Raw genomic sequence first — 25654 nt, forward strand, 5'->3', positions numbered from 1 at the left:
CAGCTCGTCGGCTCCGGGCGGCTCGCCGTGGCCCGATGGCCCGGTGGCGCTCGTGCCGGTGCGGCGTGGGCGGCTCGTCGGCGAGGTCGTCGACGCCTGGGTGATGGCGCGGCGCAACCTGCTTCTCACGTGGCGGGTGCCGGAGCTTCTCGTCTTCGCGATGATCCAGCCAGTGATGTTCGTGCTGCTGTTCACCTATGTCTTCGGCGGGGCGATCAACGTTCCCGGGGTCAAGTACGTGAACTTCCTGATGCCCGGCGTGTTCATGCAGACCGTGGTCTTCGGTGCCATGATCACCGGTATCGGCCTGGCCGAGGATCGCCAGCGCGGGCTGATCGACCGGTTCCGCTCCCTGCCGATGTCCCGCTCGGCGCTGCTGACCGGCCGCACTTTGTCCGACCTGCTGCGCAACGCCCTCATCGTGGTGATCATGCTGCTGGTGGGCATGGCCGTGGGCTTCCGCTTCGGGGACACGACCGTTCCCGCGGCGCTGCTCGGGTTCGGCGTGATGCTGCTGTTCGCCTACGCCTTCTCCTGGATCTCCGCGGTGATCGGCCTGTCGGTCCGCACCGCCGAGGCCGCCCAGTCCAGCGGGTTCATCTGGGTCTTTCCGCTGGTCTTCGCGAGCTCGGCGTTCGCCCCCGTGGCCACGATGCCGGGCTGGCTGCAGGCTTTCGCTCGCCACCAGCCCGTGTCGGTGACCATCGACACCGTCCGCGCCTGCCTGCTCGGCGGCCCGATCGCCTCGTCGCTGGTGCAGTCCCTGGCCTGGTGCGCGGGTCTGCTGGTGGTGTTCGTGCCGCTCGCGGTGCGGGTGTACCGCCGGACCGCCTCGACCTGACCCGACCTGACCCGGTGTGCGCGACCGTCTCGGTGCTGGTCGATCGGGTCACGGCGGGCAGGTCAGGTACGGCCCTGCGATTCCTGGGCGTTGCCGAGCGTCGACTCGTAGGCGAGCCACTCGGCGCGCAGCACCGGCCAGCCGTCGGCGCGCAGCAGATCCACCACCGCCGGGTCGTCGTCCACCACGACCGCGACCTGGCGCCTGGCGCCCAGTCTGCGCAGCTCCGCCCGCTTGAACACCCGGGCCGGGCGCCGGTCGTCGTCCGGCCGCATCCGCAGCTCGCCCAGCGGCAGACCCTGGTCACGCAGCCAGCGCGCGGTGTCCGCCCGGGAACGCTCCGGCCGGCCGGTCAGCCACACCACCTCGTGATCACGCGCCAGCTGACATACCAGCTCCACACCCTCGGTGAGCGGCGGGTCGGCCGGGGCCGCGGCGAAGAACGCCTCCCAGTCACCCGGGCTTGCCCGCAGGAACCGCAGGCGGTGACGCACGTCCGCCACCACCCCGTCCACATCGATGACCGCGAGTGGCCATCGCTGCGCGGGTGGCGCCCCTGCCCCGACGCCATCCGTCTCCAGACGGCCCGTTGCGTCCGACCCGCCCGCCTCGTCCGCCGCGTCCGTCACCAGGCTCTCCTCCCTCGCGTCGTCCTGACCATCGCACCTTTCAGGGCGGGACGGGACACTCCCCCAAAGGTGTGATGTTGCGTCGTGGTTCGTCGACGGATCGGTCGATGCGGGGGGCTGGCCGTGACCATGGCATCGTCCCGCGTCCGGCGCCGGGTGGGCGATGCCTCAATGTCGTGTCGGGTCGCCCACACGGCCCTCCCGCCCTACGCCGTCGGCCGGTGTGGGCGTGAGCGTGGGGATCCGTGTGGTCCAGGCGTCGTCCATGGATGGTCCTGGTCATGTGATCCGTGCTGGATCCGGCACTTCGGAGCCGGGCGGTCGTTAGCGTGGCCGGGGCGGTGACCGCCGCCGTCCGGTGGCCACATTCCGGCGCCGACCCGATCGGGCACCGTGGCAGGCACATCGTCGTCACGATCCGGCAGGGTGGGTCTGGTCCGGCAGGGTGGGTTCAGTCCGGCAGGGTGGGTCTCGCACGGCGCGGTGGGCCCGTCCGGCGAGGTGGTTCTGGTCGGGCCGGGTGGTGCTGATCGACCAGGCCGAGCATGGCGGTTCGGCTGGTCCGGACGCGTTCTGGGATGTTTGCACTCTTGAACGTGTCATGGTCGTCGGTGTCATCGTCGTGGGCGTCGGTGGGAGCGGCGTCCGTGGTCAGGGTGTCCGTTGGTCGTGGTTCGTCCGTTGGTGTGGGTGTCCCGGGGGCGCCTGCGGGCATGATCGGCCATGGTCGTGACCGTTCGTGGCTATCTGTTCACTACTGGGTGACGAATCATCTGATGGCAGGTCAGCCTGTCGTCGGTGGGGTGAGGGGAGGTTGGGGACATGTCGGGTACCCGGCGGGCGCGCACGCTCGTGGCCGGGATCCAGTCCTCGCTCGGTGCCGCGCTGGCGCTCGCCGACCGCCTGGAGGCGCAGGCGGACGAGCTCGAACGCGGCGGCGGTCCCGGCGCGGCGGACGCGGCGGGCGGGCCGGTCGATCCGCTGGACATCGACGCCGAGATCGCCCAGGCTCGCGGAATCATACGGTCGCAGGCCCGTGGCTTCGCCGGACTGTCCTGGTCCGCGCCTGACTGGCAGCGGGCCCCACTGGGCGCGGGCCCGGCGCGCTACCGGCCGGGGCTGTGGCGGGTCGGTCGGGTCGTGGTCGGTGCCGGGGCGACGGCGACGAGCCTGCCGCTGGCCGTGCCCCTTCTCGACGCCCGCAACCTGCGGATCGAGATCTCCCGGGCGCGCCGCGGCGCCGCGGTGGATCTCGTCCGAGGTCTGCTGGCCCGGATCCTGGCCGAGGTGCCGGCCGGTCGGGTCAGGGTGATCGTCTACGATCCGCACGAGCTCGGTGCCGGCCTCGCCGGCCTCGCGCCGCTGCGGGCCGCCGGAGTCGTCGAGGCGACGATCACCACGCGCGCCCGGCTCGAGGAGCGGCTGTCCCGGCTCTCCGACGAGGTGGGACGGATCACCGTCGAGCGGCTCGGCGGCCAGTTCGATTCTCTGCGTGACCGGGAGGACGCCGGCCATGGTCGGCCCGAGCCCTGGCAGGTGCTCGTGCTGCTGGGCGAGCCGCAGCTCTACGAGGAGGGCGGCCGCTCGCTGGCGGCGATCGCCGCGCAGGGGCCGGCCTGCGGCGTCAGCGTGATCTCCATCGTCCCGATGCCCACGCCCCAACCGGGCGAGGGTGGTTTCGACCTCGACGACGACCACGCCGCGCCGCCCGACCCGGACGTCGCCGACCTCGGCTTCGACGAGGAGACCGATCCGGTGGCCCCACCGCTGCCGAACGCGGTGGTGTTCACCTCCGTCGACCTGCTCACCCACCGTGGGCACTGGCGGGAGGCGCGGCCCGGGCAGTGGCGCACCTCGCTGACCGGCCAGCTCCCCGTGGAGCTCGACGAGCCGCCGCCGACCGCACTCGTCACCCATGTGAGCAACCAGATCGCTGACGCGGCCCGCCAGCATGCCGCCCGCCCGCCCGGCATCACCGAGCTGCTCCCGACCGTGCTGTGGGAGTCCGACAGCTCCGCCGGAGTCAGCGTCGCCGTCGCGCGGGGCGTCGACGGGCCGGTGGCGCTGACCTTCGACGACGACACCGTGCACGCTCTCGTCGGTGGCCAGGCCGGGGCGGGAAAGTCAACGCTGCTGCTCGACGTCGTCTACGGCATTGCCGCCCGCTACTCGCCCGAACAGGTCCGGTTCCACCTGCTCGACTTCAAGGAAGGGCTGGAGTTCGCCCAGTTCGCCACGGGCCCCGTCGACCCGTTCTTCCTCCCGCACGCCGACACCGTCGGCATCGAGAGCGACCGCGAGTTCGGCGTCGCCGTGCTGCGCGCGGTGCGGGAGCAGATGCGCCGCCGTTCGGTGGCGATGCGCGCGGTCGGTGCCAGGGATCTGCGCGGCCTGCGCGCCGGTGACCGTTCGTCGGCCTGGCCGCGGATCATCATCGTCGTCGACGAGTTCCAGGTGATGCTCACACCGTTGGACGAGATCGCCCGCGAGGCGGTCGCGCACCTGGAGGTCCTCGCCCGCCAGGGTCGCGCCTACGGCATCCATCTGCTGCTGGCCAGCCAGACGCTGTCCGGCATCGACGCGCTCGACTCCACGGCCGGCAAGCGCGGCTCGATCTTCGGGCAGTTCGCGCTGCGGGTGGCACTGCGGACGTCGATCTCGGAGTCGCGGGTGCTGCTGTCCACGGCCAACGAGGCCGCGGGGGCGCTGGCCGGTGTCGGCGAGGCGATCGTGAACCGGCGCAACGGGCACCCGGCGGGCAACGAGCACGTGCGGGTCGCCTTCCCCGACGCCGCGGCGATCGCGGTCCTGCGGGACCGGCTGTCGGCCGCCACCGCCCGCAGCCTGCCCGGGGCACGCCCGCCGCGGGTGTTCGTCGGGCACGCGCCCGCGCTGCTGGACGACAACGCCGTGTACCGGGCACTCGACGGCCACCCCGCGCCGCTCGCTGTCGACCGCATCGGCATCGGAGCCGCCGCCGACAGTGCCGCCGCCGCGAGCCTTGACGTCGCCGGCCTCGATGTCGCCGGCGTTGACGTTGCCGGCGTTGACGTTGCCGGTGTCGGCGCCGAAGGTCTCGTCCCCGCCAAAGGCACGGACATCGGCACCTTCGCTGGCCTGGACCGCGTGGCCGGGCCCCTCGACGGTGATGGAGCTGGCCGGGCCGGGTTCGCCGTCGGGACCGGCCCCGGCTCCGCGCCGAGGATGGCGGCGGGACGCAGTGCGGGCGCCGTTGGCGGTCCGACGACGGGAGGGGATCCGCTGGCCCTGGTCGGCGTGCCGGTGGACCTGGCGCCCGCGGCGGTCGGCGTGCGCTTCGCCGCGTCGCCCGGCCGGCATCTGGCCGTGCTCGGGCCGCTGCGCCGGGAGGCCATGGGCATCGTGCAGGCGGCCGCCGCGAGTGTGGCCGCCCAGGTCGGACCCGGTGGTCTGATCGTGGAGATCGTCGCGGCCGAGCCGACCGCGCGGGGAGCCGCGGAGGTCCTCGCCGAGCGGATCCGCCGCGCCGGGCATCCGGCGCGGGTCACCGACGTCACCGGGCTGCGCGGGGTGCTCGCCGCCGCGGCCGGGGAGACCCGGGCACGCGAGGACGCGGCGCTCGCCGGCACCGTGACCTCCACGCCGGCCCTGCGGCTCGTGGTGGTCTTCGCGATGGACGCCGGCCGGGCCGGTCTCGAGGCCCGGGACGAGGCGACCCGGCGTACGGGCCTGGAGGACCTGCGTACGTTGACCCGCCGCGGGCCTGCCCAACGCGTCCATCTGATCGGCTGGTGGCGGGGGGTGTCGCGGATGTCGGAGGATCTCGGGCCGGTCAACCGGGACGACATCGCGGCGTGGGCCGCGGTCGGCGTGCCGGGCAGCGAACTGTTCGCCCTCGCCGGCCACCGTCCGGTCGCCGGCGGGACGATGCCCAACCGGGCCGTCCTGTTTGACCGGCACACCCAGTCCGAACCGCGCACAGTGGTGCCGTTCACCCCGTTGGTCCGAGGGTAGGCAGGCGATGATCGGTCAGGATGACCCGACGGGTGCGGCAGCGTCGCCGGACGGTTCCGTGCCCCCGTCGGCGGCGCCGTTCGGTGGCTGGCGCCCGCGGGTGGACATCGCGCCGGCACTCGGCGGCGGGCCGGGGCAGGACTTCGGCTCGGGGGAGAAGGCGAGCGGGATGGTGGCTGGTACCGAGGCGCGGGACCCGGCGCGGATGTGGTCGATCGCGGGTTCCTGGCCATCGGCGGGTTCCCCGCCCGAACTCCCCTCCGACCCGGCCGCGCCCGGTCCCAGTCCTGTTTCCGGGCAGGTGCCTGGCCTCGACGTCCGGCCTCAGACGCCGGCCGAGCCCGATGCGGAGGATCCGCTGCGGGCCGCGTTGCGCTACCGCGACCTGCTCGGCGCCTCCGACGTCGCCCGCGCGCGCGCGGGCCGCGATGCGCATCACCGGCGCCAGGGCAGCCGGGCGCAGGCCCGGCGCAGCCGGGCGGCGGCCGCGGACATCCGCTCGCGGGTGGAGGGCGTGTGGGCGCAGGTCGCCGAGCCGCTGGCCCAGTACGGGCTGACCGACCTCGACCAGCTGCGCCCCACCGAGAGCGCTGCCGGGCCCGGGTCGTCGGGGTCATCAGGACGGGTCGCTCTCACGAAGGGGGGCGCGTCTGGGCCCGCGGGCGGGGCGGCACGCGGCGGCGCGGGCCGGCCAGGGCGCTCCGGTGCAGCCGTCGGGCGCCGCCGGGCTGGCCGGCCACTGGCCCGCGCGGGGCGGGCACAGCCGGAGGCCGGCGGGGGGCCGGATGGGCCGCGAGGCGATCGGACGCGTCGCCGCCGGGGGGTCGCCGGCGGGATGGTCGCCGGGCAGGACGGCCCGGTCGACCCGCGCACGGCGCCGCGGGAGGCCTACGAGCTCTGCCTGGACGCCATGAGCAAGGCCGCGGAGCTGCGGGCCGTCACCAAGGGTGCCGCGTCCGCGTCGGCGGGGCTGATGACCGCGCTGGCAAGCCTGCTCAGCCTCTGCGTCATCGGACTGCTGCGGGTGTTCGCCCACGCCCCCGGCCTGCCCTGCCTCGTCGGTGCCGCTCTCGTCGCGACCGGCCTGGTGGCCGCCGCCGCCGGGGTGGAGGTCGGGGCGAAGGTGCTGGCGCGCGCGGGCGTGCTCGGCGCGGGCTGCGCCGCGGTGGCGATACTCGCGACGTTCCAGCTGGCGCCCACCGGCGCCGTGGCCGTGGCCGGGTCGCTCGTCGCCCTCGCCGCCGCGGCCCGGTTCGGGCTGGGCTTGGGCGCGCCGGCCGAGCAGCAGCCGACGGCCGGCCCGCGGGCCGGTGTTTCCAGGAAGGGATGAGGACGGGTGTCAGGCACGATCGCCGACGTCAAGGCGCAGCTCGACGAGGCGTTCCGGCGGACCGAGGAGGTCGCGGGCCAGCTCGAGGGTGCGCTGGGCATGCTTGAGGAGGCGCAGGCGATGGTGATCGCGGCGACCGACGGCAGCGAGCACCGTGCCGTCGAACAACTGACCAGTGCGCTCGTGGAGACACGTGACACACTGCAGATGTCGCTGGCGTCCCTGGGCTCCGCTGTTCAGGAGGTGCGGGACTACCGGGACGGGCTTTAGATGGTGATCTGCTTACCGTCGGTGTTTTCATTGATCACGGTTGGTGGATTTCGGATGTTTTCGGCGTGATGATCGTCACGGTGCGATCTGGGTCGATCGAGTGACAGTTACCAGGTGAAGGTCTGGGTAACAACGGTCCGGGGGTCCCGCGACGCGGTGCATCCGGATCCGGGGCTCACTACAGTCCGGATTGTCCCTGTGCGCCCGGGCGAAGGCGCCGGCCCGGGCTCCGGGACACCCGAGTACCGCCCGTGACCAGGAGGCTGCATCCGCCGTGTCGGACTTCAACCCCCTCGACCTGCCACTCGTGCTCCTGTCCAACCGCGGTCCCGTCAGTTTCGACCGGGACGCCGCCGGTCGCACTGTCGGCCGGGGCGCCGGCGGACTCGTCTCCGCCCTGTCCGGGCTCGCCGAACACCTCGACGACGCGGTGTGGGTGTGCGGCGCCGCCAGCGAGGAGGACGCCGCCGTCGCGGCGGAGAACCCTGACAGCTCCATCCTCGTCCAGACCCATCCCCAGCCCCATCTCGTCGACGGCGAGCCCGACGGCCCGGCGATCCGGGTGCGTCTGGTCGTCACCGACCCGGCGGCCTACGCCGACTTCTACAGTGTCTGGTCCAACCCGATCCTGTGGTTCATCCAGCATGGCCTGTACGGCCGGTCGCTGTCCCCGGTGCTCACTCGCGCCGAGCACGAGGCGTTCGAGAACGGCTACGCGGCGGTCAACCGCGCCTATGCCGACGCCGTCGTCAGCGAGGTGCGGTCTCGCGGCGGCAAGGCGCTCGTCCTGCTGCACGACTACCACTTCTACCTGGTCGCCGACTGGGTCCGCGAGCAGTGCCCCGATGTGGTGCTCACCCATTTCATCCACATCCCCTGGCCCGGTCCGGACGAGTGGCGCATCCTGCCCGAGAACATCCGGGAGCGGCTGATGCGCGGCCTGCTCGGCAGTGACGTCGTCGGCTTCCACACCCGCCGCTACGCGCGCAACTTCGTGCTGTGCGCGGCGGAGCTGCTGGGCCTGCCCGCCGACCTCGAGCAGCTGACCGTCACGGTCGGCGATCGGGTGATCCGGGCTCGCTACTACCCGATCTCGGTGGACCCGGCGGCGCTGGATGCCACCCAGGCCTCCGAGGAGGTCGCCGCACACGTCGCCATGCTGCGCTACCTGTTCCTCGACGAGGATCGGCAGCTGATCCTTCGCGTCGACCGCACCGACCCGAGCAAGAACGTGGTTCGCGGCTTCCTCGCCTTCGGCACGCTGCTCGACCAGCATCCCGAGCTGGTCGGCCGGGTCAGCTTCCTCGCGCTGCTGCAGCCCAGCCGCACCGACGTGCCCGAGTACGCCGACTACATCGCGCTTATCGGCGGTGTCGTCGCCGAGATCAACGCCCGGCACACCAAGGAGGGCCGCCAGCCGATCGACCTGCGCATGGTCGAGGACTTCCCGCTGGCCGTGGCCGCCTACTCCATCTGCGACGTGCTGATCGTCAACGCGATCGCCGACGGGATGAACCTGGTTGCCAAGGAGGTCGCCGTCGTCAACCGCCGGGGCGGCGTGCTGGCCCTGTCCGAGATGGCCGGGGCACACGAGGAACTCGGAGAACACTGCGTGACGTTGCAGCCCTTCGACGTCCAGCAGATGGCCGACGCCCTGTACACGGCACTGACCATGCCGATGGAGGAACGCCACCGTCGCCTCGCCGCCGCCGCCGACCAGGTCCGCACCCACGACGTGCACCGTTGGCTCGACGACCAGCTCGCCGACCTGCGCAGCATCGCCGGCTTTCTCTAAACCACCACCCGCGGGCCAGAATCCGCCGACCGAAACGTGTGGACCGCGACCGCATGGCCATGACGGCGGGGCAACTGGCCGCGCGTCCGGCCTGGATGGCCCCCCTGGAGGGGCCGGACGGACCGCGTGGGGTGGCGAGCATCCCGGGCCCGGGGACCTGGTTCGCGGGTAGTCTCGCATCGGGAACGAGGCGCGCCGGGACGTACCGCCGGTCGGCGGACGGTCGGCGGGCAGCGGCGGAAGGGACGGGAGTCGAACGTGAGCGAGACCGGTCACCACAAGGCGAACACGGGTTCGTGGCTCGCGGTGTTTCTGATCATCGTGGGTTTCGTGGTCGGGGCGGTGGCGCTTCCGCTCGCGTCCACCCCGCTGTGGATCGTGACCGCCGTGCTGCTGGTCGCCGGCGCCGCCATCGCCTTGGCCTCGCGCATCATGGAGCAGGCCTACTAGGACGACGCTCGTCGTCGGTGTGCGCCTGGGCTTCGGCGCTCGGCGCGTCGGGGCCCGCGTGGCGTCACTCGGCCCGGGGGGTCGGGGCGTCGCCGGGGGCGCGCAGCGCGCGGGGAGTAACGAACGAGGTCAGCCGGGTCGTGCCCTGGCCCAGGTCGGTCCAGCGGGTCACGGCCAGGTCCTGCACGGCGAGCGCGGCGGTCGGGTAGGTCGGGATCCGCGGGCGATCCTCGGGCAGGAGCAATGCCACCGCGAGGGTGTGGATGCCGGGGTTGTGCCCGACGAGAAGCACGGTCGGGACCCCGTCGTCCACGTCGCGCAGCCGGTCGAGCAGGGCCTGCGCCTCGGCCAGGTAGAGGCGGTCCTCGACGAGGACGGGCACACCCGCGGGAAGCGCGTCGGCGATGCCCTCGACGGTCTGCCGGGTGCGCAGTGCCGCCGAGCACAGGATGAGGTCCGGCGCCAGCCCGCCCTGCGCGAGATGGCGCGCGACGAGGGCGCACGCCCGCCGACCGGAAGCGGACAGGGGCCGCTCGATGTCGGGGGTTTCGCCGTCAGCCCAGTCCGACTTCGCGTGCCGCAGCAGCAGGAGCTTGTGCGCGCCCATTACCGTGCCCAGCCGCAGGCCGCGTGTGCCCCGTACACCGCCGTGTCACCGCCGTTTCCCGCCTGCGCCGATTATGCCGAGCCGGATCCGACCGGCGTGTGCCCGTACCGACCCGCAAGGGCCGGCGACCACCAGTCCGCCCGGGCCGTACCCGTCGTGGCGTGTGCCGCCGGGCGGTGGCAGCCACTGACGTGGCTAGCCTGCCCAAAGCGGGCCGCACCCGTCAATGGCTCTGAGCGCCGCGTGTGGGCACTCGGGGTGGCCATCGAGGCTCTGCGACGGCGGCGTGCCCGGTCCGTGTCCGGGCCCGGGCCCGGGTGTCTGATCGTGAGGGTGCCTGGTTCCTGACGGCGAACGGCCCGCCGCAGGGGTGACTGTGCTGCCCCTACGACGGGCCGTCCGGTGCATGGTCGTGCGGGTCGCGACACCGCGCAGGCGGGAGGGCGGTGTCCAGGACGTCCAGGTGTCCGCGGGTGCGATCAGCTCGCGACGGAGGTCGACAGGAGCAGGCGGTCGGCGAACGCCAGCGCGTCGTCCGCGCTGAGCCGGCCGCGAGGAACGACGGAGGCCCGCTCGTCCGAGGTCAGGCCGCCCCAGACGCCGTGCTCCTCCTGCCTGAAGATCGCGGTGGCGAGGCAGGGGCGCTGCACCGGGCAGTCGGAGCAGATCTTGCGAGCGCGGGACTCGGCAGCGGCCCGGGCCTTCGTGTTGCGGCCGTCGGGCGGGAAGAAGGCGTCGGGGTCGCCGTCACTGCAGGCGGCGTCCTGGCGCCAGTAGGCGGGCCAGCCCGCCCCGAAGGGCTGCGGCGGCAGGTCACGTCCGGGCAGGACCGGTACGCCGGCGCTCATCGTGCACCACCGCAGCGGACGAGGCACGCGGACGAGCGAATGCTGTGAGCGGTGGCGGTGCGTGTAGTTAGCACACTGAGCTGACTGGGCATACCGACTCCTGCTGACGTTGCAAAGGCGGACACATGCTTTGCGGACCACCACGTCCGGCGTCGCGCGACACTCCAGACCGGCAGGTCAACCTCGGTGAGGCGAGATACACCGCGGAGCTGTGGGGTGGATTCCGACGCGGCTGCCTGTTTCCCGGTGAACCGGGGGCTGCTTGGCGTGGAAACGATCCCGTCTCGCCTCGTTAACCGAGGAACGTAGACGTCTCTCGACCGGATAGCAAGGGTTCCGGAACGCGAACGTCCGGAGCGGTCGACGGTCGTTCGAGAGCGTTCGAGAGCGGCGGCGCGGAGCCTCGCGAGGCGGTCGGCCCGGCCCGCGGCGCTCGTGAGGTGTTACGTCGATGTGGCTGTGCAACCGTCAGATTTTTTGCTGAGCCGGCGTTCAGACCCGCTGTTGGGCAGCGGAAACAGCCCGGATCAAGATCGATGTCAGGTGCCGGACAGGGGGAGGGGGACTCCCCGCGTGGGGGCCTACGATCAGGGTTCCGGCGGGCCTACGGTCCGGTTGCGGGCAGATGTCGGGACGGCGAAACTCAGCCCCGTCGGCCCTTTCGGGCCCCGATGCGATCGAAAATGTGTTTAGAGCCACATTCAATGCCTTTGTTGGCGCAAGTGCGTGAAGCCCCGTTCGGGGTAGCGCCGAGGCGGTGGGCCGGGTGTGGCGAACGATTTCGAGGGCTGGGCTGGGCTGGGCCGGCGCCGCGGTCGGGTGCCAGAGGGATGGGCGGTCGCCGTGGTCAGGACGGCCGGCCGCGGCGCACGGGCAGGCCGGCGGCCGACCACGCATGGTAACCACCGATCACGTCAGTGGCCCGGGTCAGGCCCAGCTGACGAAGCGCGTCCGCCGCCAGACTGGACGTGTAGCCCTCCGAACAGATCACGATCACCCGGAGATCATCTCCGGTCGCGATCGGCAGCCGGGCGTCGCTGGTCGGGTCGAACCGCCACTCCAGCACATTGCGCTCGACGATCAGCGCACCGGGAATCTCGCCCTCCTCGGCGCGCTGTGCGGCCGGTCGGATGTCGACGAGTACGCTGCGGTCGTCGTCGGCCAGTTCCCGCGCGGCGTCAGTGGGTTCGAGCCGGCGAAGCCGCGCGCGGGCCGCCGCGAGCATCGCGTCGATCCGAGCGCCGCCGCCCGAGCCGGGCGGCTCGCCACCTTCCCCGATCCCGGTCGGCCGATGCGTGCCGGCTTCGGTACCGGGCGCGTCCGATCCACCGACACCATGGGGCTGACCCGGACCGTTCCCCTTGCCTACCTCGCCGATCCCCACCGCACGGTCCCTCTCCGTTGCTCCGCTCAGCCCGGCCGCGTCGGCGGGCCATTTCCCTGGCGCATCGGATGTACCCCGTCCATCCCGCCCGCAGTGATGATCGTGGGGCTATCGGGTCACCAGCGCGCCGCCGGGCCGGGTCGCCGGCAGCGTGACGCCGGCCGGCGTGTACGTGGGCGCCACCTGGTCGGGCGCCGTGGCGACGGGCGTCGTGCCGGCCGCGCCAGAATCGGTGGGGCTGTAACGCAGGGGCAACTCGGGCGGGGAGTAGGCGTGGATCGTGGTGGCCAGGTGGGTGCTCCGGTTCGCGACGCGGTGCACATGGCGGATGCCGAAGCCGACACTTGCCCCGGGACGGTGCGCCCGCACCCCGGTCAGTGACCAGGCACGGTCAAAACGGTCCTCCTCCACCTGGCCCTCGACCACCGTCAGCGCACCCAGCGCTCCGCCGTGGTCGTGGATCTCGGTCTGCTGCCCCGGGCACCAGCCGATCAGCCAGACCTCCACGGTCGCGGACAGCAGCAGCCGGGTGTACCAACGACGGTCCGCTCGATGGCGGATCACCGGTCGCCACACCTGCGGGTGGGCCGCCAGCGCCGCGGTGAGCGTGCGCAGCGTCCTCAGATCGACCTGGCCCGGCTCGTCGCTGAGGCACTGCTGCGGCACGGGCGGCACAGGCGCCGGCCCGGTGGGCAGCGCCGGCTCGGTGAGCGACGCCAGATCGGTGAGCAGCGCCGGTTCAGCGAGCAGCGCCGGATGCAACAGAGGCACAGGATCTCCAGGAGGTACGGGCCGGCAGCCGGCCCGCGGCGATGGTCATCGACGGCGTCGACACTCTCGCGGATGGCCCCACACGTCCCGTCCGGCCGAGCGATCGGGCACCGCGCGCTCGGCGTGGACAGGTTCAGCGCAGACCGGGGAGCGTCTGGCCGAGACGGCGAGCCCGTCGTCCAGCAGCCGCGCCTGACCTGGGGCGTGGTTGGACGCCGGGCGGTCCTGGGCGGGCGTGGGTCAGGGCCGGGGGAATCCGGAGGTCGGGAGGGGAGCCGGTGTGGTTCCTGCTCGGCGGCGCGACCGGCGCGGCACTGGCGCGGCGTGGCGCCTCCTGGCGCCTCCTGGCACCAGGAGCACACTGGTGACGGTGGCGATCCGCATGGACATGTCCGTCGGATGCGATCGCGCCGTCAGGCGCCTCGGTCGTGGAGCGGGTCGTCCGCCGCGCGGGTCAGATGTCGTGCGGGCCGCGTCCCGGGCCGACCAGACGCCGTGCGACGTCTGGCGGCCGGCAGGCCACGAACCGCGACTCAGCCCCGCCTGGTACAGGCCGCGCTGACCGAACGACCGAGGTCCGTCACGCGATCGCGGTGCAGAAGGAGACGCATCGCTGCCATGCCCACACTGTACGACGGCCCGGCCGCGAACGGAACGTCCCGACGGACCGTCCGGGGGGCGTGGCGCGGCGCGACCGGCGTGGCGGCCACCTGGCACACCGCTCTGTCCGTGATGGCTTTCGGGGGTGGTGGCGCTGCTGAGGAGCGGGATGTCGGAGGTTTTCCGGGGCCCGATCCGTCGTCACGCGCGGCGGTGGGGGAGAGGGCTCGCTGGGCGTGACGATCGGGGCTGACGGTGACGGCAGGGGCACCATGCACCACCGGCCACCGGCCATCGGCCGCGGGGCTGCACGGCCGCGGCGGGGCTGATGCGCGCGATGGTGTTCCCGCCGGATGATCCTGGTGGATATCCTCCGAGAGGGAGTCAACCCGCCTCCGGTGGACTGCCCTCCCGCCCATCAGGCGGAGTGGTGGGTGGCAGGCGGCGGCGGGCAGTGGCGGGTAGCGGGGAGGGAACGGCCAGGATGACCCACCCGTGCCGCGGCGTGTCGCCGGGCCGCGGCGAGCGCTCTCGGCCCGGGCGGAACAACCGTGTGGGCCGGACCTGGCCGCAGGCCCGTGAGGGACGGCGCCGGCCCTCGAGCGGCGGGCGCCGCGGATGAGCGAGATGCCGTCCGTGGCCAGGCCCGACCATATTGCGGAGTTGCGCGAGCGGTTGTCCGCCCAGGTCGACGAGGTCACGGCCGTGCAGTCGCGGATGCAGGGCCTGCTGGACGCCGTGGTCGGGGTCGCCCAGGAACTCAGCCTGCCGGTTACGTTGCGCCGCATCGCCGAGGCCGCGGCGAGCCTCGTCGACGCCGCCTACGGCGCGCTGGGGGTGATCGGTGAGGCCGGGGAGATCACCGATCTGTTCCATGTCGGGTTCGGCGACGCCGTGCCGGAGCGGATCGGCCGGCTCCCGCTCGGGCGCGGCCTGATCGGCGAGAGCCTGCGGGATCCGCGGCCGCTGCGCGTCGCGGACGTCGCACGTCATCCGGCGGCGGTCGGTTTCCCGCCGGGCCATCCCCGGTTCGACACGTTCCTCAATGTGCCGATCATGGTGCGTGGGTCGGCGTTCGGCACGCTGTTCCTCGGGGCCAAGCGGGGGGGCGGCGAGTTCACCCGCGAGGACGAGAGCCTGGCCTGCGCGCTGGCCGCGGCGGTCGGGTTCGCCATCGAGAACGCGCGGCTGTACGAGGCGGCGCGACGCCGTCAGGCCTGGCTGCACGCCAGCGCCGAGATCACCACGGCGCTGCTCTCGGTCGCCGATCCGTTGGAGGCGCTGGCGCTGGTGGCGCGCCGCGCCCGGCAGGTGACCGCCGCCCGGCTGGCCGCGGTGCTGGTGCCGGACAGTGAGGAGGGCAACCTCGTCGTCGAGGTCGTCGACGGGACGGGCGCGGAACGGCTGCGCCGGAGGGTGCTGCGCGGCAACGACCGGCTCCTCGACGCGATGCGCACGGGACGGGCCGCGCTCGCCGGGCCGGATACGCCCGGCGGCACCCTGTTCGGCCCGGAGTTCGCCGATCCGCCGGCCGAGGTCGGGATGGTGGTGCCGCTGATGGCGGCGGGGCGGGCGCTGGGCGTGCTGTTGCTGGGCACCGAGGGGTCATCCGCCGGCTTCAACGGGCTGGACCTGGAGATGGCCGCGGCGTTCGCTGGCCAGGCGGCCCTGTCCCTGGAATTCGGCCGCATCCACCGGGATCGCGAGCGGCTCGCCGTGTTCGAGGAACGTGATCGGATCGCCCGGGACCTGCACGACGTGGTGATCCAGCGTCTGTTCGCCACCGGCCTGCAGATGCAGGGCATGGCCCGGATGAGCGGCGGGCAGGTCGCCGGTCGGCTGCATCTGGCCGCGGACGAGCTTGACCAGACGATCGCCGACATCCGACAGACGATCTTCTCGTTGACCTCGGCGGGGGCGGACGGTGAGGACCTCGCCGCGGAGATCCGCGGGATCCTCGCCCAGACCGAGCGGGCGCTCGACATCATCCCGCGCATCCGGGTGGATGGCCCGATCGACCGACGGGTCCCACCGGCTATCCGCCCGCACATGCTCGCCGCGCTGCGCGAGGCGTTGTCGAACATCGCCCGGCATGCCCGGGCCACCCGGATCGATGTCCTGCTGCGGGTCACCAGCGTCGACGTTCTGGTCGAGGTCCGCGACGACGGATGTGGCCCGGGCGGTGCCTCCCGCAGCAGCGGACTGACGAATCTGCGCCGCCGCGCGGTTGACCTTGGCGGGCGGATGGCATTCGGCCCTGGCGAGAACGGCATCGGCACGACCGTCAGCTGGCAGGTGCCGCTGATCACTCCGCCGGAGGCGCTGCGGGTCTTCACCCCGCCCGATGGTCTGCGCCGGCCCTGACGACCCGGCCTGCCCTGACCGGCTCGTTCACGGGGCCGCCGGCCGGGCATCAGCCGGCCGGCGGCTCGCCGAGCCGCTAGTTGTTCAGGCGGGTGGCGAAGACGGCGGCCTGAGTGCGGCTCTCCAGCCCGAGCTTGGCCAGCATGCTGGAGACGTAGTTCTTCACCGTCTTCTCGGCCAGGTACATCCGGCTGGCGATCTGCCGGTTCGTCAGGCCCTCGGCGATCAGCCGCAGAATGCGCCGTTCCTGGTCGGTGAGGCCGGCGAGGCGCTCGTCCTCGGCGGGCCCCTCGCGCAGGCGCACCAGCACCCGCGGGGTGACCGCCGGGTCGAGCAGCGACTTGCCGGCGGCGACCTGGCGTACCGCGTCGACCAGCGCGTTGCCGCGGATCTGTTTGAGGACGTAGCCGGCGGCCCCCGCCATGATGGCGGTGAACAGCGCCTCCTCGTCGTCGAAGGAGGTCAGGATCAGGCAGGCGATGCCAGGGTCGGCCGAGCGCACCTGCCGACAGACCTCGATGCCGCTGCCGTCCTCCAGCCGCGCGTCGAGCACCGCCACGTTCGGCCGCAGGGCGAGGATCTGCTCGGCGGCCTGATCGACCTGACCGGCCTCGCCGACCACCTCGACGTCGTCCTCCTCGGTGAGGAGATCCCGCAGACCGCGACGGACCACCTCATGGTCGTCAAGTAGGAAGACCCGGATGGCCCCGCTGGCTACGCCGGACGGCCCTGGGGTCGCCGCGCCGCTACCGACGGCCCCGTCCGCCAGTTCGTCTGACACTGTTGACTCCGCCCGACCTCGCCGTCGTAAGAAGGACATCGCTGCACGTCACGTTCGGCAAGCAGAATATTACCCGCAAAGGCCGGCGAGGGGCCGGTTGGGGATGGTGCCGACCTGCGACGTGACTGGATCCTCATCTGACAGCGCTGTGTGTGGTACCCGAGATGGTGATGATCTGCTGACTGTGGCGGGCCGTCACGCTCGCCGCGTTGCCCGCCCGTGCCTCGGGTGCACGCCCATCATGTCCGCCGATCCGCCCGCTTTGCGTGCATATGTCGTCACTGTGTCCAAACACACCCCGATGCGGAACGCGCCAGGTCCGTCCGCAACAATGCAGGTTGTCGCCCCCCGCCGCCGGTCGGGTCGTCCGGGTGCCCGGCTCGCGCAGGGTTGCCCGGTCACGGGCGCGCGTCCCGGCCACAGCACCGAAGTGCCGCAGCGTATGCGGTGCCGGTGCGTGCGCCGCCGAGGTCTCGCGGCGCCGGGTTCCCGACCGGGGAACCTCGGAGCGGACGGGTCGGACCGGCCGGCGTTGTTGGGTGGCGAAGTGATCATGTGACGAGAGGACGTGCGCCCGTGCGATGGGGTAGAAGCGACAGCCCGACGCCGAGGACGACCGAGGCGGAAACCCCCGCCCCCGTGCCGACAGAGGCGAGGATCGCCACGTTGCTGGCCGCGCGGACCGCGGCCGCGGCGGGGCCGGCGGACCGGTCGTGGACGCTGAGCGGTTCCGTGGCGGCCGGTGCGGTGACCACCTACCGGGTCTCGGCCGCGGTCGCCGCGAGCGATGTGCCCGGCCCGGACCTGGCGATGTCCTACGACCTGCTGGTGCACTTCCGCGAGAGCCTGGTCTCCGCCGGCCTCGTCGTCACCGACGTGCGGGAGGGCTGGCGCACGATCGCGCTCGACGTGGCGTCCCAGCCGGATGACGTGGCGTCCCAGCCGGACACGGCCACCCTTGCGAAGGAGTCCAACGGCGTCTCGCGGGGCGCCGGCGAGAGTGAGCCGGAGCCGGAGCCGGAGTCGGCGTCCCCCGTCGCCGTCGCATCGCCCGACCCGGAGATCACGTCCGCCGCTGTCGAGGCGTCCGCCGGGTCGGAATCGCCCGCCGTGACCCCGCCGGTGGTCGAGGCTCCGGTCGAGTCGCCGGCTCCGGTCGAGGGACTGGCCGCGGTCGAGGAGGCTGACGGTGAGGGTACGGCCGAGGCCGCGGTGACGACTGAGGGTGCGGATGTCGTCGCGGATCCCGGCACGGATGTCGTCGAGGAGGTCGGGACCGAGGGCCTTCCCGCGCACGGCGCCGCCGAGGGCACTGCCTCGCGGACGACATCGGTGGACGGGCCGGCGGCCAGCGCGTCGGCCACGGGCGACGTCGCCCCGGCAGCGGGTGAGATCACCCCGGCTACGGACGGCGCGGCCGATGCCGCGGGCGATCTCGTCCCAGCCACGGATGGCGACGCGCGGAACTCCGCCGAAGACGCCGAGCCGGTCAGCGCCGAAGCCGTCGACGCCGAGCCGGTCGGTGGCGAGGCCGCCAGTGCGGACGGCGCGCGCGAGCCATCCGCGGCGGAGGGGATCGCGCACCAGGCGCAGGCCGAAGCGGAGCAGGCCGAAGCGGAGGGGGTCGAGCCTCTGCAGGCCGAGGAGAAGAAGGCTGCGCCGGCCGCGGCGGAGGAGATTGAGGCGGCGGGCGGCGAAGGCCGCAGGGCGAATCGCAAGCGCCGTGGCGACGGCGAGCTGCGTCCGCGTCCCCGGCGCGGACTGCTCGGCCGTCGTCGGCCGGCCGAGGTCACCGCGGCGGCACCGGCCGCGGACAGCTCCAGCGAGGAGCCGGCGGGCGACGTGGCGCCGACCGGCGACGCTGGTTCCTGATCGGCCGGGACTCGCCGTAACCACCGGTCTGCGACGCTGGGATCGGCGGCGCTGGCTCCGCAGGGAACCCGCCGCCGGCCCCGCCGTGGTGCTGGCGGCTACTGCGCAGCCGGTGGGGGAGGCGGCTGCGGCCGAAGACCTGGCGAGGGCGGCTGGAGGCGGTGGCGTCCGAGCAGGGCCGCGAGGCCGGCGGCCAGGCCCGCGGCGGCGGGCACGACGAGGCCGCGGCGGGCGCCCCCGGAGTCGATCAGTTCCCCGGCCAGTGGCGACCCGACGGCGACGCCGCTGGCAATCGCCATGATCAGCCAGGCGAAGCCCTCGGTGCGTGAGCGGGCATCGACCAGCCGCTCCATCGTCGCGTTCGCACTGATCATGGTGGGGGCGGCGGTGGCACCGGCGAGTATCGCCAGGGGAACCATCGCCGCGATCGTCACGCCGGCCAGGGGCAGCGCGAAACCGACAGGGAGCAGCATCGCCGCGCGCAGCAGCCGTTCCCGTGGCGCCCGGCGCCCGGCGCGGGCTCCGCTGATCAGCCCGGAGGCCGCGGAGCCGGACGCGAACAGGCCGAGTAACAGCCCACCGAACGCGGCCAGATTCCGCTCACGGGCAAATGCGACCATCGAGACGTCGAATCCGCCGAACCCGACGCCGATCGCGAACACGATGGCCATCAGTACGCGGACGGCCGGTAGCCGCAGGATCCGTTGCCGCGGCGCGGCGCTGGGCGGATGTGGGCCGGGGTCGGTGCCGCGCTGCAGGGCGAGCCCCAGCGCGCCGACGACCAGCAGCGACGCGGAGACCAGCAGGGCGCTGTACGGCGCGACCACGGCGACCAGCGCCGTCGCGAAGGTCGGTCCGAGGATGAACACCAGTTCGTCGAGGGCCGCCTCCAGCGCGAACGCCGTCGGCAGCAGCGCGGAGCCGGCAAGCAGCCGACTCCAGCGCGCGCGGGCGCAGCTGCCGACCGGCGGAAGACTGGCTCCGGCGACGACGGCGGCGGCGAACCAGGTCGGTCGGGGCGCGCCCGACCACACCGCGCTCAGCAGTCCCGCCACCCCCAGCAGGTGGCCGCAGACGCCGAGCAGCAGCACGCGGGCCTGACCGTGCTGGTCCAGCGCGCGGCCCACGGCGGGAGCGCACACCGCCTCGCTGATCGCACCGCAGGCGGCGACCCCGCCGCCGACGGCATACGACCCGGTTCTCGCCTGGATGAACAGCACCGTGCCCATGGCGTGCATCGCCAGGGGCAGCCGGCCGACGAAGGCCGGGAGGATGAACCGGGCCGCGCCCGGAGTCAGCAGGAGGCGCCGGTAGCCGAAGCCGGCGCCCGGTGTGCCCGGAACGCTTTCGGTGCCGTCCGGAACGCTTTCGGTGCCTTCCGGGCCGTGTTCCGGGCCCGGGGCGACGGCGGTGTCCTCCGAGCGCACGGCGCCTCCCGCGGACTGGTCGGGCCCAACGGGCAGATGGTGACCGGCCCGCCCCAGCCTGCCTGGCCGTCCCGTCAGGTACCAGCGAAATATGCGCGGATCACCCGCACTGTGCGTGAGCGACCGGCGCCGTCGAGGACTGTCTACGTGCGGTGGTGTGCGACGCGTTCGGAGACCACGATTTTCAGTAACCGCGCCGGTGTCGGGCGTTCGACGCCTGGCCGGTCCCGCGGATCCACCGGTGTTGCGGGACGGCTGGCGGGATCCCGGGACCAGCGGCCCGTAGCGCTCGGATGAACGGCGCGACCAGCAGCGCCCCGACGATGAATCCGACCACATGCGCGCCATAGGCGACTCCACCGCCGTCGGCCACGCCGAAACCGGTGAAGTACACGTACTGCAGCGCGAACCAGAATCCGAGCACAATCCAGGCGGGCAGCCAGAACGGCAGGAAGAACAGAATGGAGACGAGGCCGATGACGCGGGCCCGTGGGAAAAGCACCAGATAGGCGCCCAGCACCCCGGCGACGGCTCCGGACGCGCCGATCATGGTGCCGGTCGAGCTGCTTTCGAACAGCGCGTACCCGTAGGTCGCCGCGTAGCCGCAGACCAGATAGAACAGCAGGTAGACAAGCCTTCCCATCCGATCCTCGAGGTTGTTGCCGAAGACCCCAAGGAACAGCATGTTGCCGATCAGGTGCAGCCAGCTTCCGTGCAGGAACATCGCGGTCAGTACCGACAGCACCGGTATCTTGTGAAAACTCGGCGGGCGTTCGGCGAAGCAGCCGGCCTGCCCGGCGGTGTCCACGCCGATGTGCCCCGAGTTCACCTGGGGCAGCGGCGAGTTGTGCACGAGCTCCGTCGGGATCGCGCCCCATTCCTGAAAGAACCGCTGCTGCTCGCAGGCGTTCTGTGGCGTCGAGGTGTTGATCCCGGCCACCGAACTGACGACGGGCTCGAGGAAAACGAAGATCACGACATTGGCGGCGATCAGCAGCCAGGTGATCACGGGTCGTCGGCTCAGCGGGTTGATGTCGTGAATCGGGATGACCACAGTGACATCCTGCCGCGCCCGCCGACCGTGGCGACGCCCGGGCACCCCGCCGACCTGCGCGCGACGCTGGCTGGTCGACGGAAAGTCCGGGCCCGCCGGAGCGGAACCCCGCGGCCTGGGCGCCGCCGCGGTCGCATCGCCGTCCAGACGAAGGATGCGCCACAGTGGACGGGTGAACCCACAGTTGTCCGGTACCGGGCCTGGCTCGCTGGCCGTCGCGGACCTGCTGGCCCGGGACCGGCGGGTGCTCTGGCATCCGTACGCCCCGCCGGCCGCGGCGCCGCTGTTCGCCGTCGAGGCGGCCAGCGGGGTGCGGCTGCGACTGGCCGACGGACGTGAGCTGATCGACGGGATGTCGTCCTGGTGGGCGGCGATCCATGGCTACCGCCATCCCGTGCTCGACGAGGCCGCTCGCACGCAGCTCGCGTCCATGTCGCACGTGATGTTCGGGGGGCTGACCCACGAGCCGGCGGTCCGGCTCGCCGAGACCCTGGTGGCGATCACCCCGGATCCGCTGCGGCGGGTGTTCCTGTGCGACTCGGGGTCGGTCGCCGTCGAGGTGGCCATCAAGATGGCCCTGCAGTACTGGACGGGACGTGGACGCCCGCGGCGCACGCGGCTGCTGACGATCCGCCGCGGCTACCACGGCGACACCTCCGGCGCCATGTCGGTCTGCGACCCGGACGCGGGGATGCACCATCTGTTCAGCCAGTTGCTGCCCCAGCACCTGTTCGCCCCGGCGCCGGGCTGCGCTTTCGACGAGCCGTGCGAGGACGAGCACATCGCGCGGTTCGAGCGCCTGCTGGCCGAGCACGCGGACGAGGTCGCAGCCGTCATCCTCGAGCCCGTGGTGCAGGGCGCCGGGGCGATGCGTTTCTACGCGCCCGACTGGCTCGCCCGGGTGCGCGCGCTGTGCGACCGGTACGAGGTGCTGCTCATCGCCGACGAGATCGCCGTCGGATTCGGACGATCCGGTGCACTGTTCGGCTGTGACCATGCGGGGATCAGCCCCGACATCATGTGCGTCGGCAAGGCGTTGACCGGCGGCTACCTGTCCCTGGCCGCCACACTGTGCACCGAGGAGGTCGCCGGTGGCGTGGCCGCGTCCCCGGCCGGGGCGTTCATGCACGGCCCGACGTTCATGGGCAACCCGCTGGCCTGTGCGATCGCGAACGCCAGCGTCGAGCTCCTGCTGGCCTCGCCCTGGCAGGAACGGGTCGCCCGGATCGCCTCGGGCCTGCGCACCGGGCTGGCCCCCGCCGCGGCACTCGCGGGCGTCGCCGACGTGCGGGTGCTCGGTGCCATCGGCGTCATCGAGACGCGGGAACCGGTGGATATGACGGTGATCCAGCCGCTGCTGGTAGATCTGGGGGTCTGGGTACGGCCGTTCGGCCGGCTGGTCTACACGATGCCGCCGTTCATCATGACGCCGGACGACCTGGAGACCCTGACCGCGGCCATGGTCGAGGCGGTCGCGCGTACCACCTGAGCCCTGGCCGGCGGAGGATGCCGCTGGGCCGGCCGGATCGACGCGGCCGGAGGCCCTGGTCCGTGGCTGGTCCAGGACTGGTCTCCAAGTGATCACATCCGGGGGTCGGGCGGTCTGCCCCGCGTGTCGTGTGTGGTCTCTCCTGACCGTCGAACGGGCCCGGCCGCGGCTTCGCCCGGCGTCGGTGGATTTTCCGCGTCGCATTCGTCGTCGCAGGTCAGATGGCTTTTTTGGAACGCGCGGCCGGGATGTGGCCGGGCTAAATGCCACCCGGACGGTGAGGTGGCACGCTAAGCCCGCCGTTAGCGGCAGTTGCGAATCGTGTACCAGACTTCGTACTCTTCGTTCTCAGCGATTTACTGTGAGTAGCAACGACGAGGTTGGATTCGCCGGGAGGTTCCGGCCGAGCACCGCGGTCGCGGACCAGAACGAGGAAGGCTGTCCGCCAATGCCGTTCCGCATTCGTCTGCTGCGGCCCGCGGGCCGTGTTCCGCCGCCGGGCCGTGTTCCGCGGCAGGGCTGTGGCCTGCGGCAGGGCTGTGGCCTGCGGCGACGGGCACGGATGAGGCGCGAGCCCCGCGTCGCCGCCGACCTGCCCGTGCCCGCCGGCTGGCGGGCGGGCCTGCTCGTCGGGAGCGGCTGGATGCTGTGGCGGGCCCCGCTGGCCGTCATGCACCGCATTGTCGCGGTCACCGTGTGCTGGCTGATCCTGGTCGGCGTGGCCGCGGCCGGTCCGCGTCCACGGTGGGCGGACGTGGAGACGTTCGCGGTCTTCCTCGGGCTCGGGTCGGTCGCGGTCGTCCTGTCCGCCCGGCTGGGGGTGGATCTCGCCGTCGCCCATACGCCGCGCCACGACCTGCTGGCCAGCTGGGCCCTGGCCGTCGCGGTGCTGCTGCCGCCGTTGTTCCCGACCGTGATCGGCCTGCCACTGTGCTGGCTGGCCGGGCGTTGCGAGCCGGCCCGCCCGCCGCACCTGCGGGTCTTCCACGCGGCGGCGCTGGGCATCGCCGGGTTCTGCGCCTCCAGCGTGCATCTGCTGCTCAGCCCGAGCGACGGGCCGTTCACGGTGGACAGCCTGATCGGCTCGAGCGTGGCCACCATGGCGTTTCTGGCGGCAGTCGCCGTCCACCCGGTGCTCGTGGGCCTCGCCGGTCTCGGGATGTACCGGCGAGGCCGCGAGGACGGCCTGGGCGCCTGGCTGGGGGAGACCGGCCCTCGCCCCGGCGCCTTCCCCGGTCCCGCGGCGGAGCGGGCGGAGGCCCTGCCGACCTGGGCGGCGGAGACCTGCTCGGCGATCATCGTCGCCGTGCTCTGGACGGTCAGCCCGTACCTCATGCTGGCCGTGACCCCGCCGATGCTGCTGCTGCAACGCAGCCTGCTGCACACCGAACTGCTGCACGCCGCCCGCTGCGACGCGAAGACCAGCCTGGCGAATCCCGCCTACTGGCGTCAGGTCGCCCAACGTGAGCTCGACCGGGCCCGACGCACCGGACGGCCGCTGTCTGTGCTGCTCGTCGACATCGACCACTTCAAGCAGGTCAACGACCGCTTCGGCCATCTCGTCGGCGACCTCATCCTGCTCGCCGTCGCGGACGCGCTGCGGGCCGCAACCCGGCCGCGGGACCTCGTCGGGCGCTTCGGCGGCGAGGAGTTCGTCGTCCTGCTCGCGCAGGACGAGCCAGAACGCCCACTCGACGTCGCCGAGCGGATCCGCCGCCAGGTCGCCGGCACCTCCTGCCGGCTGGACGGCCGCCCGCCACTATCGGTGACCGTTTCCGTGGGCGTCGCGACCGAGCAGGGGCCACCCGGCGACCTGGCGACGTTGCTCTCCCGCGCAGACACCGCGCTCTACCAGGCCAAGGCAGGCGGCCGTAACCGGGTCCGGCTCGCCGACCCCCTGGGCGACCCCTTGAGCGACCCCCTGAGTGCCGCCCACTGAGCGTCACTCACCATCGACCCCGATCATCGTCGCGGGTCGCTGGCGGTCGTTCTGGTAGGGCAAATCGGACACAAAACCGGCAACTCCGACCACGGCAACCCTTGCGCCCCACGGAGACCCGACAAATCGGACATAAGGGTGGTCGCTCTGGGTAAGTGCAGATCAGCGCGCTAGTGGTCGTGGGCGGCGTGGATCGTGTTGCGCAGAAGCAGCATCGTGGTGACGGGGCCGACACCCCCGGGCACCGGCGTCAGCGCCCCGGCGACCGCCGCGATCGCCGGGCCGTCCACGTCGCCAATCTCACCACGGTCGGTGACGGAGGTTCCGACGTCGATGACCGTCGCGCCCGGACGGACGAAACCGGCGCCCACCAGCCGCGGCCGGCCGGTGGCGGACACGATGATGTCGGCCTCGTGGGCGATGGTGATGAGATCCTTCGTCTGGGAATGGCAGATGGTGACGGTCGCGTCCTCGGCGAGCAGCAGGAGCGACACCGGTTTGCCGACGACGGGCCCGCGGCCGATCACGCACGCCCGCGCCCCGGCCATCGGGATGCGGGCCCGGGTGAGGATCTCCACCACGGCGGCGGCCGTCGCCGGAGCGAACCCGGGCAGGCCGAGCGCGAGCCGCCCGAGGCTCGCCGGGTTCATCCCGTCCACGTCCTTCTCGACCGGAATGTGCTCGCCGACCTCCCGCGAGCTGATCCCGGCCGGCAGCGGCGTCTGCACGATGATGCCGTCGACGAGCGGGTCCACGGCCAGGGCGTCGATGGCATCGAGCAGCGCGGAGGGCCCGCCGATCGGGACCTGCGGCTCGCAGCGCACCCCGACCTTGCCCGCCGTGCGTTCGAGGACGTGGGTGTAGGAACTGGCGGCGGGATCGGCTGTCGGCAGGACCACCGCCAGCGTCGGCGTCTTGCCCGCGCCCATCAGTCGGTCGGCCTCGTCGATGACGTACCTGCCGATCTCGGCGGCCATCGACCGCCCGTCGAGCAACCTCATGCGGCGCTCCGATCTCGAGTGCGGGGATCCTGGTCGTGACCGTAACAAGACCACGCCGCCCCGGAACCGAAGCGGGGTACCCTCCGCGGGGCAGCACCAGCGGCCTGGCGCCCCCCGGGCGGGGGGGGGGGGGCCCGGGTCCGCGAGGGCCGCTACACCGCCCGGTGACGGCGCGCTTACCTGGCCGCTACACCGCCGGATGCCTCCCG

General features: G+C 72.8%; 19 protein-coding genes. 10 read left to right on the plus strand and 9 right to left on the minus strand.

Going from position 1 to position 25654, the window contains the following annotated elements; genetic code table 11:
* Nucleotides 1–43 precede the first annotated feature (43 nt).
* Nucleotides 44–841 (plus strand): ABC transporter permease, encoded by a 798-nt coding sequence (locus MXD95_RS20380; RefSeq protein WP_250642290.1) that lies wholly within the window; start codon nucleotides 44–46, stop codon nucleotides 839–841.
* Nucleotides 842–903: 62 nt separating this feature from the next.
* Here MXD95_RS20380 and MXD95_RS20385 read toward each other — a convergent pair whose 3' ends face one another.
* Complete coding sequence (locus MXD95_RS20385; protein WP_250642291.1) at nucleotides 904–1422, minus strand: phosphatase domain-containing protein; 519 nt, start codon at nucleotides 1420–1422, stop codon at nucleotides 904–906.
* 870 nt (nucleotides 1423–2292) lie between these two features.
* Here MXD95_RS20385 and MXD95_RS20390 point away from each other — a divergent pair.
* The 5 genes from MXD95_RS20390 to MXD95_RS20410 all read left to right on the plus strand — a co-directional run bounded on the left by MXD95_RS20390 (nucleotide 2293) and on the right by MXD95_RS20410 (nucleotide 9308).
* A complete protein-coding gene (locus tag MXD95_RS20390) occupies nucleotides 2293–5463 on the plus strand; it encodes an FtsK/SpoIIIE domain-containing protein (RefSeq protein ID WP_250642273.1) in 3171 nt (1056 codons plus the stop codon).
* Nucleotides 5464–5470: 7 nt separating this feature from the next.
* On the plus strand, nucleotides 5471–6793 hold the full coding sequence (locus MXD95_RS20395) for a hypothetical protein (protein ID WP_250642274.1): 1323 nt from the start codon (nucleotides 5471–5473) through the stop codon (nucleotides 6791–6793).
* 6 nt (nucleotides 6794–6799) lie between these two features.
* The gene (locus MXD95_RS20400) at nucleotides 6800–7063 is read left to right on the plus strand and encodes a hypothetical protein (RefSeq protein ID WP_250642275.1); all 264 of its coding nucleotides are present in this window, start codon (nucleotides 6800–6802) and stop codon (nucleotides 7061–7063) included.
* Between the two features lie 274 nt (nucleotides 7064–7337).
* Complete coding sequence (locus MXD95_RS20405) at nucleotides 7338–8858, plus strand: alpha,alpha-trehalose-phosphate synthase (UDP-forming) (protein ID WP_250642276.1); 1521 nt, start codon at nucleotides 7338–7340, stop codon at nucleotides 8856–8858.
* 258 nt (nucleotides 8859–9116) lie between these two features.
* Nucleotides 9117–9308, plus strand: coding sequence for a hypothetical protein (locus MXD95_RS20410; RefSeq protein WP_250642277.1), 192 nt, complete (start codon nucleotides 9117–9119; stop codon nucleotides 9306–9308).
* A gap of 64 nt (nucleotides 9309–9372) precedes the next feature.
* Here the strand turns inward: MXD95_RS20410 and MXD95_RS20415 are convergent, their stop codons facing one another.
* The 4 genes from MXD95_RS20415 to MXD95_RS20430 form a co-directional block, all read right to left on the minus strand.
* Nucleotides 9373–9915 carry a SixA phosphatase family protein gene (locus tag MXD95_RS20415; protein WP_250642278.1) on the minus strand — a complete coding sequence of 181 codons (543 nt, stop codon included), beginning with the start codon at nucleotides 9913–9915 and terminating at the stop codon, nucleotides 9373–9375.
* 479 nt (nucleotides 9916–10394) lie between these two features.
* On the minus strand, nucleotides 10395–10763 hold the full coding sequence (locus MXD95_RS20420; RefSeq protein WP_250642279.1) for a WhiB family transcriptional regulator: 369 nt from the start codon (nucleotides 10761–10763) through the stop codon (nucleotides 10395–10397).
* Nucleotides 10764–11610: 847 nt separating this feature from the next.
* Nucleotides 11611–11988 carry a rhodanese-like domain-containing protein gene (locus MXD95_RS20425; RefSeq protein ID WP_250642292.1) on the minus strand — a complete coding sequence of 126 codons (378 nt, stop codon included), beginning with the start codon at nucleotides 11986–11988 and terminating at the stop codon, nucleotides 11611–11613.
* Between the two features lie 267 nt (nucleotides 11989–12255).
* The gene (locus tag MXD95_RS20430) at nucleotides 12256–12918 is read right to left on the minus strand and encodes a cysteine dioxygenase (protein ID WP_250642280.1); all 663 of its coding nucleotides are present in this window, start codon (nucleotides 12916–12918) and stop codon (nucleotides 12256–12258) included.
* 1227 nt (nucleotides 12919–14145) lie between these two features.
* On the opposite strand from MXD95_RS20430, the gene MXD95_RS20435 reads away from it, so the two are divergent.
* The gene (locus MXD95_RS20435) at nucleotides 14146–15882 is read left to right on the plus strand and encodes a sensor histidine kinase (protein ID WP_374122092.1); all 1737 of its coding nucleotides are present in this window, start codon (nucleotides 14146–14148) and stop codon (nucleotides 15880–15882) included.
* Nucleotides 15883–15958: 76 nt separating this feature from the next.
* On the opposite strand, the gene MXD95_RS20440 is transcribed toward MXD95_RS20435, so the two are convergent.
* The gene (locus tag MXD95_RS20440; RefSeq protein WP_374122089.1) at nucleotides 15959–16663 is read right to left on the minus strand and encodes a response regulator; all 705 of its coding nucleotides are present in this window, start codon (nucleotides 16661–16663) and stop codon (nucleotides 15959–15961) included.
* 666 nt (nucleotides 16664–17329) lie between these two features.
* On the opposite strand from MXD95_RS20440, the gene MXD95_RS20445 reads away from it, so the two are divergent.
* Nucleotides 17330–18535 (plus strand): hypothetical protein, encoded by a 1206-nt coding sequence (locus MXD95_RS20445; RefSeq protein ID WP_250642282.1) that lies wholly within the window; start codon nucleotides 17330–17332, stop codon nucleotides 18533–18535.
* 98 nt (nucleotides 18536–18633) lie between these two features.
* Here the strand turns inward: MXD95_RS20445 and MXD95_RS20450 are convergent, their stop codons facing one another.
* Complete coding sequence (locus tag MXD95_RS20450; RefSeq protein WP_250642283.1) at nucleotides 18634–19962, minus strand: MFS transporter; 1329 nt, start codon at nucleotides 19960–19962, stop codon at nucleotides 18634–18636.
* A 184-nt stretch (nucleotides 19963–20146) separates the two neighbouring features.
* Complete coding sequence (locus MXD95_RS20455; RefSeq protein ID WP_250642284.1) at nucleotides 20147–21016, minus strand: rhomboid family intramembrane serine protease; 870 nt, start codon at nucleotides 21014–21016, stop codon at nucleotides 20147–20149.
* 172 nt (nucleotides 21017–21188) lie between these two features.
* Between MXD95_RS20455 and bioA the strand changes: the two genes are divergently transcribed.
* Both bioA and MXD95_RS20465 read left to right on the plus strand, forming a co-directional pair.
* On the plus strand, nucleotides 21189–22505 hold the full coding sequence (gene bioA / locus MXD95_RS20460; RefSeq protein ID WP_374122090.1) for an adenosylmethionine--8-amino-7-oxononanoate transaminase: 1317 nt from the start codon (nucleotides 21189–21191) through the stop codon (nucleotides 22503–22505).
* A 562-nt stretch (nucleotides 22506–23067) separates the two neighbouring features.
* A complete protein-coding gene (locus MXD95_RS20465; protein WP_250642285.1) occupies nucleotides 23068–24444 on the plus strand; it encodes a GGDEF domain-containing protein in 1377 nt (458 codons plus the stop codon).
* A gap of 170 nt (nucleotides 24445–24614) precedes the next feature.
* On the opposite strand, the gene MXD95_RS20470 is transcribed toward MXD95_RS20465, so the two are convergent.
* Nucleotides 24615–25445, minus strand: a complete 831-nt coding sequence (locus tag MXD95_RS20470; RefSeq protein ID WP_250642286.1) for a bifunctional 5,10-methylenetetrahydrofolate dehydrogenase/5,10-methenyltetrahydrofolate cyclohydrolase — start codon at nucleotides 25443–25445, stop codon at nucleotides 24615–24617.
* Nucleotides 25446–25654 lie beyond the last annotated feature (209 nt).

Origin of the sequence: Frankia sp. AiPa1, from assembly GCF_023243075.1 — a bacterium.
GTDB lineage: Bacteria > Actinomycetota > Actinomycetes > Frankiales > Frankiaceae > Frankia.